The 19,453-nt window shown below is 30.3% G+C and carries 20 protein-coding genes, 3 pseudogenes and 1 riboswitch; of the genes and pseudogenes, 13 read left to right on the top strand and 10 right to left on the bottom strand.

Going from position 1 to position 19,453, the window contains the following annotated elements:
• Positions 1-79 precede the first annotated feature (79 nt).
• Together ML436_08655 and ML436_08660 are read left to right on the top strand one after the other, a co-directional pair.
• Positions 80-1,081 carry a proline dehydrogenase gene (locus tag ML436_08655; protein UMT77268.1) on the top strand — a complete coding sequence of 334 codons (1,002 nt, stop codon included), beginning with the start codon at positions 80-82 and terminating at the stop codon, positions 1,079-1,081.
• Positions 1,082-1,320: 239 nt separating this feature from the next.
• Positions 1,321-1,871 (top strand): annotated as a pseudogene (locus ML436_08660) (transposase).
• A 249-nt stretch (positions 1,872-2,120) separates the two neighbouring features.
• Here the strand turns inward: ML436_08660 and ribE (ML436_08665) are convergent.
• From ribE (ML436_08665) to ML436_08685, 5 genes are all read right to left on the bottom strand, one after another.
• Positions 2,121-2,582 (bottom strand): 6,7-dimethyl-8-ribityllumazine synthase, encoded by a 462-nt coding sequence (ribE, locus tag ML436_08665; GenBank protein ID UMT77269.1) that lies wholly within the window; start codon positions 2,580-2,582, stop codon positions 2,121-2,123.
• Positions 2,583-2,594: 12 nt separating this feature from the next.
• A complete protein-coding gene (gene ribB, locus ML436_08670) occupies positions 2,595-3,776 on the bottom strand; it encodes a 3,4-dihydroxy-2-butanone-4-phosphate synthase (GenBank protein ID UMT77270.1) in 1,182 nt (393 codons plus the stop codon).
• 10 nt (positions 3,777-3,786) lie between these two features.
• A complete protein-coding gene (gene ribE / locus ML436_08675; protein ID UMT77271.1) occupies positions 3,787-4,419 on the bottom strand; it encodes a riboflavin synthase in 633 nt (210 codons plus the stop codon).
• A 6-nt stretch (positions 4,420-4,425) separates the two neighbouring features.
• Positions 4,426-5,469, bottom strand: coding sequence for a bifunctional diaminohydroxyphosphoribosylaminopyrimidine deaminase/5-amino-6-(5-phosphoribosylamino)uracil reductase RibD (ribD, locus tag ML436_08680; protein UMT77272.1), 1,044 nt, complete (start codon positions 5,467-5,469; stop codon positions 4,426-4,428).
• Positions 5,470-5,596: 127 nt separating this feature from the next.
• Positions 5,597-5,732, bottom strand: a riboswitch (FMN riboswitch).
• A 215-nt stretch (positions 5,733-5,947) separates the two neighbouring features.
• Entirely contained in the window at positions 5,948-7,447 is a 1,500-nt protein-coding gene (locus ML436_08685; protein ID UMT77273.1) for an FAD/NAD(P)-binding protein, read from the bottom strand.
• Positions 7,448-7,958: 511 nt separating this feature from the next.
• Here ML436_08685 and ML436_08690 point away from each other — a divergent pair.
• The 3 genes and pseudogenes from ML436_08690 (at position 7,959) to ML436_08700 (ending at position 9,977) form a co-directional block, all read left to right on the top strand.
• Entirely contained in the window at positions 7,959-8,273 is a 315-nt protein-coding gene (locus ML436_08690) for a metalloregulator ArsR/SmtB family transcription factor (GenBank protein ID UMT77274.1), read from the top strand.
• A complete protein-coding gene (gene arsB / locus ML436_08695) occupies positions 8,273-9,565 on the top strand; it encodes an arsenite efflux transporter membrane subunit ArsB (protein ID UMT77275.1) in 1,293 nt (430 codons plus the stop codon). The genes ML436_08690 and arsB overlap by 1 nt, the downstream gene beginning before the upstream one ends.
• 41 nt (positions 9,566-9,606) lie before the next feature.
• Positions 9,607-9,977, top strand: a pseudogene (locus ML436_08700) (arsenate reductase).
• A gap of 145 nt (positions 9,978-10,122) precedes the next feature.
• Here the strand turns inward: ML436_08700 and ML436_08705 are convergent.
• Positions 10,123-10,980 (bottom strand): N-acetylglucosaminidase, encoded by an 858-nt coding sequence (locus ML436_08705; protein UMT77276.1) that lies wholly within the window; start codon positions 10,978-10,980, stop codon positions 10,123-10,125.
• A gap of 278 nt (positions 10,981-11,258) precedes the next feature.
• Complete coding sequence (locus ML436_08710; GenBank protein UMT77277.1) at positions 11,259-11,483, bottom strand: hypothetical protein; 225 nt, start codon at positions 11,481-11,483, stop codon at positions 11,259-11,261.
• 199 nt (positions 11,484-11,682) lie between these two features.
• Between ML436_08710 and ML436_08715 the strand changes: the two genes are divergently transcribed.
• On the top strand, positions 11,683-12,153 hold the full coding sequence (locus tag ML436_08715; GenBank protein ID UMT77278.1) for a sigma-70 family RNA polymerase sigma factor: 471 nt from the start codon (positions 11,683-11,685) through the stop codon (positions 12,151-12,153).
• A gap of 19 nt (positions 12,154-12,172) precedes the next feature.
• A complete protein-coding gene (locus tag ML436_08720; GenBank protein ID UMT77279.1) occupies positions 12,173-12,610 on the top strand; it encodes a competence protein ComK in 438 nt (145 codons plus the stop codon).
• Here ML436_08720 and ML436_08725 read toward each other — a convergent pair.
• Positions 12,603-13,046 (bottom strand): hypothetical protein, encoded by a 444-nt coding sequence (locus tag ML436_08725; GenBank protein ID UMT77280.1) that lies wholly within the window; start codon positions 13,044-13,046, stop codon positions 12,603-12,605. The genes ML436_08720 and ML436_08725 overlap by 8 nt on opposite strands.
• A 285-nt stretch (positions 13,047-13,331) precedes the next feature.
• Between ML436_08725 and ML436_08730 the strand changes: the two genes are divergently transcribed.
• Together ML436_08730 and ML436_08735 are read left to right on the top strand one after the other, a co-directional pair.
• Positions 13,332-13,970, top strand: coding sequence for a CPBP family intramembrane metalloprotease (locus ML436_08730; GenBank protein UMT77281.1), 639 nt, complete (start codon positions 13,332-13,334; stop codon positions 13,968-13,970).
• 184 nt (positions 13,971-14,154) lie between these two features.
• Positions 14,155-14,775: a CPBP family intramembrane metalloprotease gene (locus tag ML436_08735; GenBank protein UMT77282.1), complete on the top strand. Its 621-nt coding sequence runs from the start codon at positions 14,155-14,157 to the stop codon at positions 14,773-14,775.
• 282 nt (positions 14,776-15,057) lie between these two features.
• On the opposite strand, the gene ML436_08740 is transcribed toward ML436_08735, so the two are convergent.
• On the bottom strand, positions 15,058-15,771 hold the full coding sequence (locus ML436_08740; GenBank protein UMT77283.1) for a transaldolase: 714 nt from the start codon (positions 15,769-15,771) through the stop codon (positions 15,058-15,060).
• A gap of 258 nt (positions 15,772-16,029) precedes the next feature.
• Here ML436_08740 and ML436_08745 point away from each other — a divergent pair, with 258 nt between their 5' ends.
• The 4 genes and pseudogenes from ML436_08745 (at position 16,030) to ML436_08760 (ending at position 18,247) form a co-directional block, all read left to right on the top strand.
• Positions 16,030-16,332, top strand: coding sequence for a hypothetical protein (locus ML436_08745; GenBank protein UMT77284.1), 303 nt, complete (start codon positions 16,030-16,032; stop codon positions 16,330-16,332).
• 244 nt (positions 16,333-16,576) lie between these two features.
• Positions 16,577-16,942 carry a fluoride efflux transporter CrcB gene (gene crcB / locus ML436_08750; GenBank protein ID UMT77285.1) on the top strand — a complete coding sequence of 122 codons (366 nt, stop codon included), beginning with the start codon at positions 16,577-16,579 and terminating at the stop codon, positions 16,940-16,942.
• Entirely contained in the window at positions 16,939-17,292 is a 354-nt protein-coding gene (locus ML436_08755; GenBank protein UMT77286.1) for a CrcB family protein, read from the top strand. The genes crcB and ML436_08755 overlap by 4 nt, the downstream gene beginning before the upstream one ends.
• Positions 17,293-17,914: 622 nt before the next feature.
• A pseudogene (locus ML436_08760) lies at positions 17,915-18,247 on the top strand (transposase).
• Between the two features lie 61 nt (positions 18,248-18,308).
• Here ML436_08760 and ML436_08765 read toward each other — a convergent pair.
• Positions 18,309-19,142, bottom strand: coding sequence for an aldo/keto reductase (locus ML436_08765; GenBank protein ID UMT77287.1), 834 nt, complete (start codon positions 19,140-19,142; stop codon positions 18,309-18,311).
• Positions 19,143-19,453 lie beyond the last annotated feature (311 nt).

Genomic DNA, 19,453 nt, shown 5'->3' on the forward strand with positions numbered 1-19,453 from the left:
TGTTTTTGATGAAAACGCTTTCTCGAATAATTTTTTCATGCTAAACTTATTGTAAACACAAGGGTTTGGAGGAGTAGCAATGGCACTATTAAAGAATTTTTTTATCGGATTATCTAATAATAGTTTTTTTAACAACGCAGCTAAAAAAGTTGGACCTCGTATGGGTGCAAATAAAGTCGTTGCCGGCAATACAATTCCACAATTAATCAATACAATTGAACACTTAAATGATAAAAACATTGCTGTTACTGTTGACAATTTAGGGGAATTTGTTGGAACAGTGGAAGAAAGCAATCATGCTAAAGAACAAATCTTAACGATTATGGACGCACTTCACCAACATGGTGTCAATGCACATATGTCTGTTAAGCTAAGCCAATTAGGAGCTGAATTTGATTTAGAATTAGCTTATCAAAATTTAAGAGAAATTTTACTTAAAGCAAATAGTTACAATAACATGCACATTAATATTGATACTGAAAAATATGCTAGTTTACAGCAAATAGTTCAAGTTCTTGACCGATTAAAAGGTGAATTTAGAAATGTTGGAACAGTTATCCAAGCTTATCTATATGATAGTCCAGAACTTGTTGATAAATACCAAGATTTACGTTTGCGTTTAGTTAAAGGGGCTTATAAAGAAAATGAGTCTATCGCTTTTCAATCTAAAGAAGATGTAGATGCAAACTATATTAAAATTATTGAGCAACGTTTATTAAATGCGCGTAATTTTACATCTATTGCGACTCATGATCATCAAATTATCAATCATGTGAAACAATTTATGAAAAAGCATAATATCGAAAAAGATCGTATGGAATTCCAAATGCTTTATGGTTTTAGATCAGAATTAGCTGAACAAATTGCGAATGAAGGATATAACTTTACGATTTATGTACCATACGGTGATGATTGGTTTGCATATTTCATGAGAAGATTAGCAGAGCGACCACAAAACTTATCATTAGCCGTTAAAGAATTTGTAAAACCAGCTGCATTAAAGAAAGTCGGAATTATTGCAAGTATTGGTGCTACGATAATGTTGGGTGTATCTTCAATCAAAAAATTATGTCGTAAATAAAATATAAATAAAAGTTTAGGAGGCTGGGACATAAATCCCTAAAAAACAGCAGTAAGATAATTTTCTATTAGAAAATATCTTACTGCTGTTCTCTATTTATACAATACTTCGTATTGAATGGCTTCGCTTTCCTAGGGTGCCGTCTCAGCCTCGGTCTTCGACTGGCACTGCTCCCTCAGGAGTCTCGCCATTAATACTACGTATTAACATGTAATTTTACTTTTAAATACTTTAAAAAAATAAGACACTTTGCCCAACTTACACTAACAATAGAAACTTCTGTTAGAATCCCTCAAAATGATATTTCACGATATGTTAATGAAATTGTTGAAACGATACCTGATAGCGAATTCGATGAATTCAGACATCATCGTGGCGCAACATCCTATCATCCAAAAATGATGTTAAAAATCATCTTATATGCATATACTCAATCTGTATTTTCTGGTCGTAGAATAGAGAAATTACTTCATGACAGTATTCGAATGATGTGGTTAGCTCAAGATCAAATACCTTCTTACAAAAATATTAATCGTTTTAGAGTGAATCCTAATACGTATGCGTTAATTGAATCTTTATTTACTCAGTTCCATAGTCAATGTTTAAAGCAAAATCTTATTGATAATAATTCAATTTTTATTGATGGTACAAAAGTAGAAGCTAGTGCCAATAGATATACATTTGTGTGGAAGAAAAGTATTCAAAATCACGAATCGAAATTGAACGAAAATTCAAAAGCATTATATCGTGACTTAGTTGAAGAAAAATAATACCAGAGATAAAAGAAGAGGAATAAATAAAGTTAAACGAGAGCTAGGTTTTGTATTAATGGCACTTAATATAAGGAAAATAGTAGCTCGACGAGCTGTATATTTTAAAATACATATCAAAAAAGCTGATTTCTATCAAATAATTAAAAGAAATCAGCTTTTTTACATTGCCTAAGAACTTAATGTCCCAAGCTCCTAAAAAATGTTCTTTATTATCGTCTTACTTAGTATTTAAATCAATTAGATCCTAAATCATTTGATACAAATTTTTAATTAATTACTTTTAATAAATTTGCCATTTCGATTGCACTTACAGCTGCTTCTGCACCTTTATTACCTGCTTTAGTACCAGCTCTTTCTACTGCTTGCTCAATACTTTCTGTCGTTAATATACCAAAAATTACTGGTACATCTGTTTGATCATTAACTTTAGATACACCTTTCGCAACTTCATTACATACATAATCGTAATGTGATGTCGCACCACGTATCACACAACCTAAAGTAATAACAGCATCGTAGTTCCCTGAAGCCGCAAGTTTCTTAGCTACTAATGGAATTTCAAATGCACCTGGTACATATGCAACATCTATATTATTATCTTGAACATCGTGACGGATAAGCGTATCTTTTGCGCCTTCTAGTAATCTACCAGTAATAAAATCATTAAATCTACTTACTACAATTGCTATTTTCAAATCTTTACCAATTAATTTTCCTTCAAAATTCATGTTATTATCCTCCTAAATCAAATGACCCATCTTTAATTTTTTTGTTTCCATATAATCATGGTTATGTACCGTTTCAGGCACAATGACTTCGATTCTTTCTGCAATATTAATACCATATTGCTTTAAACCTTCAAATTTGCTTGGATTATTACTTAATAAACTAATTTGTTCAATTTTAAAATATTTTAAAATTTGTGCCGCAATATGATAATCTCGTAAATCTTCATCAAAACCTAAAGCTAAATTCGCAGTTACAGTATCATATCCTTGTTCTATTAATTCATATGCACGTAATTTATTTAATAAACCTATGCCTCGACCTTCTTGTGGTAAATAAATAATCATACCACCATTGTCATTAATATATTTCATAGATGCTTCAAGTTGCGCACCACAATCACATCGCTGACTATGGAAAATATCACCTGTAAGACAAGCTGAATGCAAACGAACATTTTCATGTTGTCGAATTGTACCTTTAGAAAGTACCACGATTTCCTCATCTGTATAAGTGGCTTTAAAACCATACATATCAAAAGTTCCAAAGTCTGTAGGCATTTTCACTTTCGCTTTAAATTCAATTTCTGGTTCTAATTTTTGACGATATTCAACTAAATCTTCAATTGTTATCATTTTCAGTTGATGCTTTTCTTTAAATAGTTGTAAATCCTGACCTTTAGCCATTGTGCCGTCATCATTCATTATTTCACAAATAACTCCAGCTGGTTTGGCACCAGTAAGCCTTGCTAAGTCGACAGCCGCTTCAGTATGACCATTTCTTGCTAATACACCTTTATCTTTAGCTACTAGAGGAAACAAATGGCCAGGACGATTAAAATCACTTGCAATACTACTTGGATCTATAAGTTTTTTAGCAGTTAATGTACGTTCAAACGCGCTAATACCAGTTGTAGTATCAATATGGTCGACACTCACAGTAAATTGAGTTCCATAAACATCTGAATTTTCTTCCACCATTTGTACTAATTCTAATCTTTCTGCAATATCTTTAGACATTGGTGCACAAATAAGGCCTCTTCCTTCTTTAGCCATAAAATTGATAGTTTGATCGTCCATCCATTCAGTAACTGCAACTAAGTCACCTTCATTTTCACGATTTTCGTCATCAACCACGATAATTGTTTCACCATTTTTTAGAGCTACTAAAGCACTCTCTATATTATCGAATTGCATAATACCCCTCCTAAAATCCAAATGCTCTTAATTTATCCGCAGTTAAATGATCTTTATTTTTATTCAAAATATTTTCAACATATTTAAACAATACATCCGTTTCCAAATGTACGTAATCACCTATTTTTTTTGATGCTAAAATTGTAGAACGTCTTGTTTCGGGAATAAGATGAATATCAAATGCATTTTCATGCTTTTCGAAAATTGTTAAGCTCACACCATCTACAGTTATTGAACCTTGTTTAACTAATTGTTCAATAATATTGTTAGAACATTGGATAGTAATAATTTTGGCATTTGTAGTTTCGTTTATTTTAGAAATTGTTCCTAGTTCATCGACATGTCCTAATACAAAGTGACCACCAAACCTACCGTCACCGCTCATTGCACGTTCTAGATTCACTTCAGACTGTCGTTTCACATCTGCTAAATAGGTTTTATTTTCAGTACCTTTAATTACTTGTACAGTAAAAGATGTTGCACTAAAATCAATAACCGTTAAACATGCACCATTCACGCTAATCGAATCACCAATATGCATATCTTCAATAATTTTATGTGCTTCAATTTCAATTGTTCTAACAGATTGACGAATTTGTACATTTTTAACGACACCTATTTCTTCAACGATGCCAGTAAACATGCATCATCACTTCTTTCGTAAAGTTAATTTGACATTTTGATTTAATAACTCGGAATGAACAATTTCAAATTGGTTTGTGTCTGGAATTGCCATCACTTTATCCGTTTGATAAAACTGATAATTTCCAGATCCACCAATTAATTTCGGGGCAAAATAGAGAATAAGTTCATCTATAAAATTAGATTGGAGAAATTCTGAAGTAATCGTTGGCCCTGCCTCGACTAGCAAAGTACCAACACCTTTTTTATATAAATCATGAAGTATTGTTGTTAAATCACATGAATTCAAATAAATAATTTCAATATGCGTTTTATTCGTTGTTAAATTTGGATTTTCAGTATATATCCAAATTGGCGTTGATTCATCTTGGTAAATTTGTTTATTAAAACTAATATTTCCGGACTTTGACAAAATAATCTTTGTTGGATTTTTTCCATCTTGAATACGTGTCGTATATTGTGGATTATCTAATTCGATCGTGCCACGTCCTGTTAACACTGCATCATGGCTATGTCTTAATTTATAGACATCTTGTTTGACCTCTTTATTCGTAATCCATTGACTTTGTCCATAGTCATTAGCTTGTTTACCATCTAAACTTGCTGAAACTTTTACAGTAACTTGAGGTACTTGGTGTGCTTTTGCTTTGAAAAAATCTCTATACAAACGTGTCGCACGTTCATCATTAACACATTCTACTTCAATACCGTTAGCACGTAATGTATCGTCACCGTGTGTATCTAACGAATCATCTTTTGTAGCATAAATTACTTTGGCAATTTTGCACTCAATGATTTTATTAACACATGGTGGCGTAGAACCAAAATGACTGCATGGCTCTAATGTGATATAAATACTTGCATCAACAGCATCTTGCTTTGCCATGTCTAAAGCTTGAACTTCTGCATGTTTGTCACCTTTTTTCAAGTGTGCACCGATACCTACAATTCTACCTTCTTTAACTACAACTGCACCAACAGGAGGATTAACACCTGTTTGCCCTTGTACCATGTTCGCAAGTTGAATCGCGTAATCCATAAATTGACTCAAATTATCACCTCTATAAACAAAAATCCTCACATCAAAAAATCAGATGCAAGGAGTAAAAATTTATCGTTAAATAAGCCTATTTGTAATTAATTTTACAAATACGCTACATTATCTGTGTCGATAACTGATATTCTTTCTCCCATCCAGACTTTCACTGTCGGCTCTAGATTCTCACTAGATCAGCCACTAATATACAAAATATTAGCGGGTCGCAGGCTTAATTTACTGCCGGTTGGGAATTTCACCCTGCCCCGAAAGAATTATATATGAAATTGTTATAGATCATTTGAGTTTGTAGTATGTCTACTACGTCTAAAATGATACTATATGTTTTCAGAAAATACAATTAATGTCGGTTTGAATATACGTATTAAGTTATTTAAAAACTTTATATTCAAAACGTTATGTTTTGTTTTTACTTTTGAACAAACTCTCTATTCATTTCATTTTAGGTTTTTATTATATTTGGTATGCTATTTTATCGGTTATGAAGGTCTTGTCGTTCATAAGATTCTAGCACTTCATATAATTGAGATACCGTATTCGCAACTTGTTCAACAATCATCTTCACACCATTGCGCAATTTATTAACGCCATTTGTCATTTGTCCAATTGCAATCATATTAGTCAAAGTGCCAAATCTAGGACTAATGACTTGATTAGTTTCAGGTATGATTTGTATCCCACCCATTGGATGTGCTTGTACAATTTGTCTATTTTCAAGATTTTTCATTAATTGATCATCTTCATCTAATTCAGACAAATGATTTTTTGCTCCAGTTGCATTAATCACAACATTGAATACATCTTTTGTTTCTTGATTTTTGTATGAAAATTGATACAACTTATTATTATAAACTACATCTTCAAGACCTTTTCTTAATATTAAAGACCCATTTTCAATTAATTGAATAATTAGCTTCGCTGTTCTTGGTGGCATTGGATTAGAATTTAATTGAATGATTTTACTATACTTGTTGTTAAATTGATACTGATCTTCGATACTCAAGCTATTCCATATCCAATTTAAATTTTCTTTTAAATGTTCAATAATACTTTGAAAGATGCCCATCTCTTTTGGATTATTTAAATCATATTTCAAGTCCTGAATATGATTTCCCGTACGTCTTTTGACTAATTTTATAAAGTCTATATTATAGTCATCACACTCTTTTAAAAATAATGAAACTAAAGTATCAAGGGGTGCATTACCAAAATGAATTTTCTTAATTTCATTCAACTTCTCTTTTGTTAAATAATTAAATTTAATATCAATCATTGTCCCACGCACACTAGGCAAATTGGCAGAACGGCTTGTCATAGTTATTGGCAATTTTGGATGATGTGCAGTTACAAATCGAACGACATCTAAGCTTGCAAGACCTGTACCTACAATAGCAATTTCATCATCATCGTTAACTTCATCTAAAGTATGATAGGTAGGATACGGTGTCGCAATATATCCATTGGTCCCTTTTAACTTATATGGATCATGATAAGCAAATGTACCACATGTTAGAAATATATAATCGTATTCTTTCCAAGATTCCTTTGTATCAGCTGTACAAACATAAAATGTTAATTTGGTCTCATCAATTTTGGAATTCGTATAAATTTCTTGTACTTTGTGAAATTTAGTAGTGATATTACTATATCTTTTCAAATACATTAATAAATAAGATTTCATATAATGCCCGAAAACAAATCTAGGTAAATATGTAGGTTGATCAAATGTGAATTCTGTTTGTTGTTGGTACCACTTCCAAAATTCTGATTCATCATCTAAATTTAAACTCATCTTTTTAGAAGGCATATTAATCAAAAGTTCTGAACTATCATTTTGAAATGGTACACCTTGTCCCATATTAACTTTGTCATCGTATAAATCTATATCTAGTTGTTTAAACTTAGGATGCTTAACTAATTCTCTTAAAACACTTACTCCAGCAGTTCCCATACCTATAATTGCTACACGCATACATCATCCATCCTTTAGTAATTCAAAATATTGCAATTCTAGAATTATAAACAATTATATCAATATGACTTATTAGTTTAAAATTTGTTAGTGAAACTTACTCTCACATTATCAAATAAATACTAGAAGCTTTCATTCAATATCAACAATAATGTTTGTGTTAAAATATCAAAAACGAGGTGATCAAAATGAAATTTATAGCAAAAATTTTAATCTCACTAGTCATATTGTTTATGATTTTTAGTCGTAAAAATAAAGCTTCTTAATTAATACCCTAGAATATAAAATAAATTCAAAAAGGTAATTGACCATGTTATCTAAACTTGGCCAGTTACCTTTTTTGTTGTAAAAAAACACTAATACATTTTCAAATATCTTTATTGATTAAGACGATTCTCAACGTTATACCTCATATTGTATTTTAATGCTATTGTCGAAAAATAATAAACAGCAATACATAGACACATATCTATATAGATGATAATCTAATTGAAGTCCAGGAGGTATTGTTATGTCTTATAAAGAACTAGCAAGATTATTAAAAATTTTATCTGATCCAAGTAGAATAGAAATACTTGATTTACTCTCTTGTGGAGAATTATGCGCTTGTGATTTATTAAAACATTTTCAATTCTCTCAACCTACACTTAGCTATCATATGAAAGCATTAGTAGAAACCAACATAGTCACAACACGAAAAATCGGAAATAAAAATTTATACCAGCTTAATAATGATCTTTTTGAGTCTGTAATTAATAACTTGACTATGGTTCATACCTCTGATCAACGATGTATTTGCCATAACCTTAAGACAGGTGAATGCTAATGATGACAACTTTAGCGATACTTATTTTTCTAGTAACTTTAATATTTGTATTATGGCAACCTAAAGGCCTAGATATTGGAATCACCGCATTAATGGGTGCCGTTATCGCTGTCATTACAGGTGTTGTAAGTTTTTCAGATGTTTTCGAAGTAACAGGTATTGTTTGGAATGCTACCTTGACTTTTGTCTCAGTCATACTTATTTCATTAATATTAGATAAAGTTGGATTATTTGAATGGTCAGCTATCCATATGCTTCATGCTTCAAAAGGTAATGGTTTAAAAATGTTCGTTTATATCATATTATTGGGTGCCGTTGTTGCAGCATTTTTCGCAAATGATGGCGCAGCCTTAATCTTAACGCCTATTGTATTAGCTATGGTAAAAAATATTGGATTTAATAAGCGCGCAATATTTCCATTTATTATTGCAAGTGGTTTTATCGCTGATACAACATCTTTACCATTAATTGTAAGTAATTTAGTTAATATTATTTCCGCTGACTATTTTAATATCAGCTTTGTTCAATACTTTATTCGAATGATAATTCCTAATATCTTCTCGCTTTTAGCAAGCATTTTTGTACTATGGTTATATTTTAGAAAAGCTATACCTAATACATTTGATGCAAAAAGCATAAAAAATCCTAAAGATGCCATTAAAGATATGAAGCTTTTCAAGATATCCTGGGTCGTTTTAGTCTTATTGCTATTCGGATACTTAATAAGTGAATTTACCAAAATTCCAGTATCAATATTTACTGGAGTCATCGCTTTTATATTTCTAATATTGGCTCGTAAATCAAATGCTGTAAATATTAAGCGCGTCATTTTAGGAGCACCTTGGAATATAGTATTATTTTCAATTGGTATGTATATTGTTGTTTTTGGCTTAAGAAATGTTGGAATCACTTTAATATTGGCTCATTTATTATCCAATATTTCAAATTATGGACTTTTTAGCACTATTTTGGGAATGGGCTTCATTTCAGCATTTTTATCATCGGTAATGAATAATATGCCTACAGTTTTAATAGATGCCATTGCTATTGGTCAATCAAATGTCCATGGCCTGTTAAAAGAAGGCTTAATCTATGCGAATGTCATTGGTTCAGATTTAGGTCCTAAAATAACACCTATAGGCTCTTTAGCTACATTACTGTGGTTACACGTCTTAACACAGAAAGATGTAAAGATTTCTTGGGGCACATATTTCAAAACTGGTATCATTATTACAATTCCAGTACTATTTATAACCCTCTTAGGATTGTACCTATCGTTAATTCTTTTTTAGGGAGGATGCAATGCATTTTGAATACAAAAACAATTTAATTTATTTGTACTGACAACTCATGTCGAAGTCAAATGGCTGAAGGTTGGACCAAACAAATTTTAGTGGAAGATTTGTAAGTACGTTTGGTGGATATTGAGATACATGGTGTTAATCGGAAAGCTATAGAAGCTATAAAAGAAGTAGACATTGATATTACTAGTCAATCATCTGATTTAATTGATATAAATATCTTAAAAAATTCAAATTTAGTCGTAACTTTATGTAGTGATGTAGATGTCAATTGTCCTACTTTACCTCCTATGTTAAGAAGGAACACAGAACATTTGATGATTCTGCTGGTAAACCTTGGTCAGAATTCCACCGCGTGAGAGACGAGACTAAAATTGCTATCGAAAACTTTAAATCAAGATAAAGGTTCAATACTAGAAATTAAAAAGCGTATCAAGGAAACAGTTCAAAATCTTTATTTTCATAAAAAATACGCTTTCTATCTCATTACGATAGAAAGCGTATTTTTGTAATTGAGCAAGTCAGTTTATGACTTACCTCTTATTAAATTATTGTTTGTTTAAATGTTTGCTATCATCTTTATACACAAAGTATTTGAAGTATTTACCTTCTGTTTTCATGTTTTTATAGAAGTCAGCGATAATCGTTGCATTACTTTCTGCCCACTTAATATCAGTTGCATATTGATGTTCACCAGGATTCTTAGGATTCCATCTCATACTATATAATGTATTTTGGTCTGTACTTGATAAGAAGTGCTTATGAATGAAATCAGCACCGCCAGAAATAGCTTTTTCAGGTGTATCCCAACCATGTTTTTTAGCGTATTCTGCACCAGTTTTAATAGGGTCTTTATCAAGAGCGCCTACACCATAGAAATTATAGTATTTTTTGCCATCGATTTCGACTCCATTTGCTAATTCACTTTTTACTGCACCGGTTTCCAATAATGCATGTGAAATTAAATAAACTTCATTAACGTGCTTTTCTTTAGCAGCTTTTAAGAAATCATCTGTATGTTTCAATAATGTTGGTCTATCTACTAACATACGTTTAATTCTATTTTTATCAATGCCTTGATACTTAGATAAATCTAGGAATTGATATTTTTGCTTTTTATCATCAATAAAGCTACCACTATTCATTGCACTTTTTATTTCCGTTGCTGATGCATCTCTCCATGCATCATTCTTTTTATTTGATACCTGTTGACTCGTATAGTTGTTTATTTGTTTCTTTGCTGCATCGTTTAATGTAACATTTAACTTTTCAATTTTAATGTCTGATTTAACATGTTTGAAAAATATCTGATCGGATATCATTGTGAAAAATAAAAATGAGACAACAGCAAATATGATAACAAGTCCTATTATTCCAAAAATAGAACCTTTCTTGTGCTTATTCATATCCACACCTCTTAGGTCATTGTTGTTATACATTCAGTTTGATTACGATAATAAAGTTTAACATTATTAAAACCGTTTAACAATTTTATCTATGCATTGTTACATATTCATAAATAAACAGTAATGTAAATGAAACGTTTTAAATGATTCATCAACATAAGCAAAACCATTTTCATGCATCACTGACGTAAAAATCTTTTATAAAGCTTTTTAAAACTTTAGTAAGGAAGCTACTAATCCATTAAGTAATACTACAACTTGATTTTAGCTATCTATTATTATTTAGTTTCTTTTTTATAATCCATCATGATAAAACTGGCAGCATTTGATCTATTTTTATAATAATACTGGTTTAAATCAATCGTACCCTCTATTTGACCATCACGATACATCATTTCATTATTAAAATTATTTATCATCACGAAATCAGCACGATCTCTTATAACATCTAAATCATCGTTTCGTGCAAAAAAATGTTCTAAATTTAAATGTGCGTAATCCATTGTTACCTCCCGATTACAAATTTTGTTCAATTTTCTATATAGCAAAGTAATGATATATCAAATCACATTAATTTAATTACTTATGTCTTCTATTTAACACTTAAATTAGTGATTACGCAAATGAATGATTTTCAAAAATACTCTATTATCACTTTATCCGGAAATACTTCGCTATACGTATAGCATGGAGATTTATAATTTGGAATTTAATGATGTATTTAAAAAGCACCACAAAATCATTCACCATCTTTTAAAAAAATATAATATTAAGTATAATTATGATGAGTTTTATCAACTACTTTTAATAAAAATGTGGGAATTGAGTCAAATATATAATCCCTCAACTAACCATTCTTTATCTTCATTTTTATTCTTACGCTTAAATTTTTATCTTATTGACTTATTTCGCCAACAAAATCGTTTAAACGATGCCATTTTATTAGAAAACAATTCAGCTATATTTTTAGAACAACCTGTATATTGTAGTAACTTTGAATTATATTTTCAAGACATATGTAATGTTTTGAATTGTAGAGAACGACAATGGCTGAAGCTTTATCTTGACGGATATAAGCAATATGAAATTGCTAAAGTCATGTCATTATCAAAGTCAACAATTAAATTAATCAAGGCATCTGTTAAGCGTAAATGCCATCAAATTTTTAATTAGCTTTAAAGGAGTAATCTATTTGCAAGAAATTTCTACTAAACATTTACTTTATATCAAAACTGCATCTTCGAATCACATTAAAACAGATTGTGTTTTTCTAAATTACAATTATAATCTTCCTATTTCAATAAATAAATTAGTCGCATATTACGCGAAACTTCATTTCAAAACACCAGAATTACAAATTGAAACCGCAAAAAACCTCCTAAATATTAATAAATTAATTCCTATATACCTTGACCACAAAGCAATACTTTTCCCTATAAAACAAAAACGTGCACCGATACAAATTTATATCAATGCACACTATATTATTGGTATGACTGCTAAAAATAATTCAACTTTAATACATTTTAAGAAAGGCATTACTTTAGAAGTTGATGAACCATTTTCCCTTATATCGAAAAAATGTCAAGAAAGTCTAGCATTAAAACATTTTATTGAACATTCTATTTAGAATTAAATTTAAGTTCTAGTAATTTCTTAGTGAAGTATGATGTTACGATTTTAATTAAATATATGCTGACAAACATTAATAAAATAGCTCCAATGATGGTTAATATAACAACAGTTGTCGATAAATCCACCTTTGGATTAACGAAAAATTGCACTCCTGATAAGCTAGTTATTAATCCAAATAAGAAAATGCCCAGTAATGCAACATAAGCGAAAATCATCACAACTAATATTAAAAACATACTGTAGCTTTTCGCTTCTTTATCTTTGAAAATGTATTGACGTAAATAAGCGTTAGCAAATGTAATTGGCTTGTTTACATTTACATTGTCAGATTCTGAGATTGATGCCAAATGTTGATCTAAATCATGCTTTTCTTTCTTATTTAAAAACCACAATTGCTTTTTCACTTTTTTATCAAACAATTTTTTACTCATAATTAAGGATTTCTCTCCTTTGATTTTTTGACCTAATTTTCAATTCAAAGTCAAATTACATGGTATTTTATATATTTTACAGAAATGTGAGCGTCAAATCTACAAAATTCATTTTACAAATTCATTTTGTGTTCGTTTGAAGGTATAAATAGAATGTTATATTTACAAATTATATTTGTAAATTTAGACCGCCTTTAAATACGTGTGTAATTTTCATATAATGAATGTAGATTTAAGAAACACATCAGTTTAATAGAATTTTTAATAAATTAGGAGAAATCATTTATGTTAAAAAAATTCAATCAATTCTTTTACGATGATTTATCAGTTGTTAATGGAAATTATTTTTTCACACTACTTAAAGGAATTTTTATTGCGATTTATTTCCTCATCGCTATTGTTGTTTGTGAATCACATTTATTATATGGAATTCTAACAATAATTGTCGGTATCATCCTTTTAAAAATTTTGAAAATAAATTTATTTTCATTTAAAAAAATAACGTTGCGACAAATTGCCCTTATAATTGGTGGAGCCCTTTTACTTTTTGGCTTAGACAACATTTACCTATACTTTCATGAGACGCCTAAAAATGAACAAATATTGGAAGATGAGATAAGAAATATGCCTCTATATTTTTCAATACTTACCATCGCAGTTATTCCACCGCTCTTGGAAGAAATTATTTTTCGCGGTATTTTAATAAGGGTTATTTTTAGAAAACATTTATTACTAGGTTTAGTTGTATCTAGCCTAGCTTTTGCATCGTTACATGAATCAGACACTTGGATTGGATACTTACCTTACCTTTATTCGGGAGTAATTTTTGGTCTAGCATATTTAAAAACAAGACGATTAGAAGTTACTATTTTAATGCACTTTCTAAATAACTTGCTAGCTCTGCTTTTTATAATATGGGGGTAATGTAAGTTTAAAATGATAAATTGAAATGATATACATTATTGATTGCATCTTAATATGTTATCCACAAAACTATACACAATACAAATTAATAATATACAAGCTTTTAAAATAATAATAAATCTTGTATAATTAACTTAATTTTTATTAAAAATTAAACGTCAATCTTTATTTTAGGAGAGTTAATATGTTTTCGAGGAACAACAATATTTTTGTTGATGATTTATCTGTAACAAAGGATAATTATTTAATTGCAGTTTTAAAGATGTTAGTCATATTTTTAGTTATTAATTATGGTACAGACGTCAGTATTGATCATGAGTATGTTGGATTATTCATTATATTACTAGGTGTTGTACTTCTCAAAGTTTTAAATATCAATTTGTTATCATTCAAAAAATTAAAATTCACTCATATTCTCTATATTATTTTTGGCTATTTGTTAATGTATGGGTTGGATAGCTTATATGCTATGTTCGCACCACCTACATTAAATGAAACGTTGATAGATGAAGAGTTTGAAGATATACCTTTCCACTTATCACTAATCAGCATTGCAATAATTCCACCAATCACGGAAGAAATCATATGTCGTGGATTGATTTTACGGGTTTTATTTAGAAACCATCTTTTCTTAGGACTAATTGTATCAAGTATATTCTTCGCACTAATACATGCATCTGACACACTGATTGGTTATCTTCCTTATTTTTATTCAGGTTTAATTTTTGGCTATACTTACTTAAAAACAAAACGATTAGAGGTACCAATTTTAATACATTTTATAAATAACCTCTTAGCTATTTAGCATTAAAGTCATTCAGCTTCACTATATGATTAATCATTATTCATTTTGAAAATTGCAACGTGACACTAAAATTATAACAATACAATAAATAGATAACTTTTCATTTGTTATTGGACATTTACTTTTCGGAATTATATAAATACAACAAAGCCACACGCCGGACTTAAATAGGTGTGTGGTTTTCTTAATTTATTGTTTAACTATTTATGTGTGGCTCCAATTACATATCAATTAAAAACCCCCAAAAGCACAATGCTTATGAGGGTTTAAATGTATTTTAAATTATAAAATTGAAAGTCCTGAACTTTGAATATCTTTTGCAAAGCCTTTAACAGTATCTACTGGTAATTCATTAATGTCGCGACCTAAGTTTGTGTTCACTTTTTTAACAACATCTGCTGGACATGTAATAATATCTGCACCAATTTCATCAGCTTGAATGACATTAAATAATTCACGACAACTTGCCCATAATAACTTAACGCCTTCTTTGCTGTGTGTCACTTCCACCGCTTCTTTCATCAATGGCAATGGATCTACGCCTGTATCAGCAATTCTTCCTGCAAATACTGAAACATATGTTGGTACGCCTTCAGTTACTGCTTCTGTAATTTCTTTAACTTGTTCGATAGTATATACAGCAGTTACATTTAATCTTACATTGTCAGCTGAAAGTTTTTTAATTAATGGAATTGTTGATTCACCTTTTGTATTAACAATTGGAATTTTAACGAAAACATTGTCACCATATTGTTTTAAAATAGCTGCTTCTTTTTCCATAGTTTCTAAATCATCAGCAAATACTTCGAATGAAATAGATGCATCTGGAATTTCTTTCACAGCTTCTTCAGCAAATGCTTTATAATCTGTAACACCCGCTTTTGCCATTAAACTTGGATTAGTAGTAAAACCATCCACTTGCTTGTTTTTATAAGCTGCTTTCATTTCTTCAATATCTGCACCATCTGCAAATACTTCAACATTTAGTTTAGCCATATAATATAGCCTCCTTGGTTCTTATTAAAATTTTAACAACATCTGCATGTCTTTTTCTTACAACCATTTGTATAAAATGATTTTTATTTCTTTGTTATATAAAACATTTATATCACGCTTTTATAATATATAGCTAATTTTTTGCCTAGAAAATGAATAAATTACTTTTGCAACATTGTGTCAAGATAGTATTTAAACTATTGTTTTATGGTCGTTTATGATACGATATGTAAATGATAATCATCCAGGAGGTCAAGCATGTCTCGTTCAAAAAAACACTTTTACTTATCTAGCTTAATGATTATTTTAAGCTTTTTCTTTAATACAAATAATGTTTTTCTAAGTGGACTTTTTAATTCATTCATAAAATTAATATTCTTCTGTAGTATTGTTAATTCAATTATTCTTATTTTGGCGATTATTTTTGCGGATCGTTCAATAAAAGCATTAAAACCTGATGCTGATTGGATTAGAGTTGCTAGTAAAAGTTTACCATGGATTATTTTAATTGTAATTTTAGTTCATATTTTTTCAATCGTTCATACATTTGGTTTAATTTAAGTCAAATCACCAAAGCATTTATTTGAATGTAGATTGTTAAATTTATTTACACATCAGATTAAATACCATTGGCTATATCAAAATGCCAATGCTTCATAAAAACTATACATCATTTCTGTATAGTCATAGACAGCATGATCTAACTATATTGAGGTTTGGCAATTACGTGATTTTTTATAATCGCAACATTGTCAAAACCTCGTTTTTGATTAAAGATAAAGCTTTATCATTCGAGGTGAATCAATTGCAATATGTATATATTTTTATAGGTGGCGCTTTAGGTGCGCTTATACGTTATCTAATTTCATTTCTAAATGTATCTGGTACATTTCCTGTTGGTACTTTTGTTGCGAATTTAATAGGCGCTTTTGTTATGGGATTTTTAACTACTTTATCCATTGCTTTTTTAAAAAATCGTCCAACATTAAAGAAAGCAATTACAACAGGATTTTTAGGTGCATTAACAACTTTTTCAACATTTCAAATAGAATTAGTACATATGTTTGAACATCAGCAATTTGTAACATTGCTATTATATGCCGTAACAAGTTATGTGCTAGGGATCTTATTATGTCACTGTGGTATGAAAATTGGAGGTGCCATTTCATGATAGCTACATTATTAGTTATGATTGGTGGTGGCTTTGGTGCAGTTGTTAGAGGTGCATTAACAGATTATTGTAATGCTAAATTCACATCACAATTACCAATCCCAACACTTATTGTTAACCTCATTGGTAGCTTTCTCATCGGGCTAATAATGGGAATGGCAATTTCAAATACGTGGTTACCTGCTCTTTTGGTCACAGGATTTTTAGGTGGACTTACAACTTTTTCAACGTTAGCAAAAGAGCTTACATTAATGATGACGCCTAAGCTTAAGTTAACACATTTTATCAATTATTCACTTTTACAATTCATTATAGGATTTATTGCTTGTTATATCGGCTTTCATATTTAAAAAATGCTTTATTCAGTAAAATGGTATGCACACACCAAACTGAATAAAGCATTTTTAATTTTCATACAAATTTTTAGTCCCTGGATAATGCCTACCATTATTAAACAATCATTATTACCGTTTAAAAACTGCGAACATCAATCAATGCTCCAAACTAGTCGAACATAAAACAGGCTGGGACATAAATCCCTAAAAAAACAGCAGTAAGATAATTTTCAATTAGAAAATATCTTACTGCTGTTCTATATTTATACAATACTTCGTATTGAATGGCTTCGCTATGCCCGTCTGGCACATAATTGTAAAATTCTATAAATAGAATTTTTGATGACGGGTCCCTTCCTAGGATGCCGTCTCAGCCACCCCAACCGGCACATTGTTGTAAGCTGACTATATGTCAGCTTCTGTGTTGGGGCCCCTGTCTTCGACTGGCACTGCTCCCTCAGGAGTCTCGCCATTAATACTACGTATTAACAAGTAATTTTACTTTTAAATACTTTAAAAAATAAGACACTTTGCCCAACTTGCACATAAATGTATAATTCAATAATTTGAATTTTATGTGTTGGGTCCCTTCGTATAATTTAATAAATACCACTAAACTAAATTAACGAGGTGCCTTATGTATAAAAATTATAACATGACCCAACTTACACTACCAATAAAAACTTCTGTTAGAATTCCTCAAATTGATATTTCGCGATATGTTAATGAAATTGTTGAAACGATACCTGATAGTGAATTCGATGAATTCAGACACCATCGTGGCGCAACATCTTATCATCCAAAAATGATGTTAAAAATTATCTTATATGCATACACTCAATCTGTATTTTCTGGTCGTAGAATAGAGAAACTACTTCATGACAGTATTCGAATGATGTGGTTAGCTCAAAATCAAACACCTTCTTATAAAACTATTAATCGTTTTAGAGTAAATCCTAATACTGATGCGAGCTTGGGACATTGAGTTCTAATAATTCGTCTAACCATTGCAAAACTTGAATGGTTTTAACTTAGCCTTCAAATGTTTTTGGATCAGGTCCAATTCTTCTATCTTGATTCAAAGCATCGATTCGCTTCATTTGCTCATCTGTTAAATTGAAATCGAATATATTTATGTTTTCAGTAATTCTTTCAGGTGTGACAGATTTAGGTATCGTTACTACACCATGCTGTATGTTCCATCTTATAACTACTTGTGGCGCTGATTTCCCTAATTCTTTAGCAATCTCTTTAATTGTTTCATCATCTAATATTTGTGCATTCATCAATGGTGACCAAGATTCCATCACAATATGTTGCGCTTCCAAGTATAATTTCAATTTATGTTGTGTTAAATATGGATGAAATTCAACTTGATTAATAACCGGCTTGATTGACACTTGTGCCAACAACGCCTCCAAATGATCAGGTTCAAAATTGCTAACGCCAATATTTCTTACTTCATTATTTTTATATAAATCTTCCATACCTTTCCACGTATCAACCATAACGGCTTCGTTCGTACCTGGCCAATGTACTAAGTATAAATCTAAATATGTTAAACCGAGGCGTGTTAAACTAGCGTGATAAGCATTGGCAACATTTTCTCTACCAAAATCTTCAAAATATAATTTTGAAGTAATAAATAAGTCCTCCCTACTTAATCCAGTTGATTCCAATCCAGCACGAATACCTGCTCCAACTTGCTCTTCATTCCCATATACTTTTGCAGTATCAATGCTACGATATCCTTGCTCAATTGCATGTTTAACACTTTTCATGCAATTTTCATCATTTTCAACACGAAAAGTTCCTAAACCAATTTGTGGCATTTTGTTCCCGTTATAAAATCGTTTAACCTCCATTAATATCGCCTCTCTTTTATGATGTATTATACTCTGTTATCATAACAAATCTAACTTCACTCATTCATTTAAAAACACTTTTGGTGATCAACCACTAAAATTCTAGTTATATCACTTTAATATTAGTCAAAGTGCAAAGGTAATTCTTTTTAATATATGATCCAATATAAAACTTTGTCGCACGTATAACTCAATTCTTTTTAATGTATGACACTACACAACAATTTGTCGCACGTAAAACTCAATGCCTTTTAATGTATAACAAAATAAAAAAGCTGAGGTAACAACTATATAGTCATCACTTCAGCCTA

This window comes from Staphylococcus roterodami (assembly GCA_022493055.1).
In the GTDB taxonomy this organism is placed as follows: Bacteria; Bacillota; Bacilli; order Staphylococcales; family Staphylococcaceae; genus Staphylococcus; species Staphylococcus singaporensis.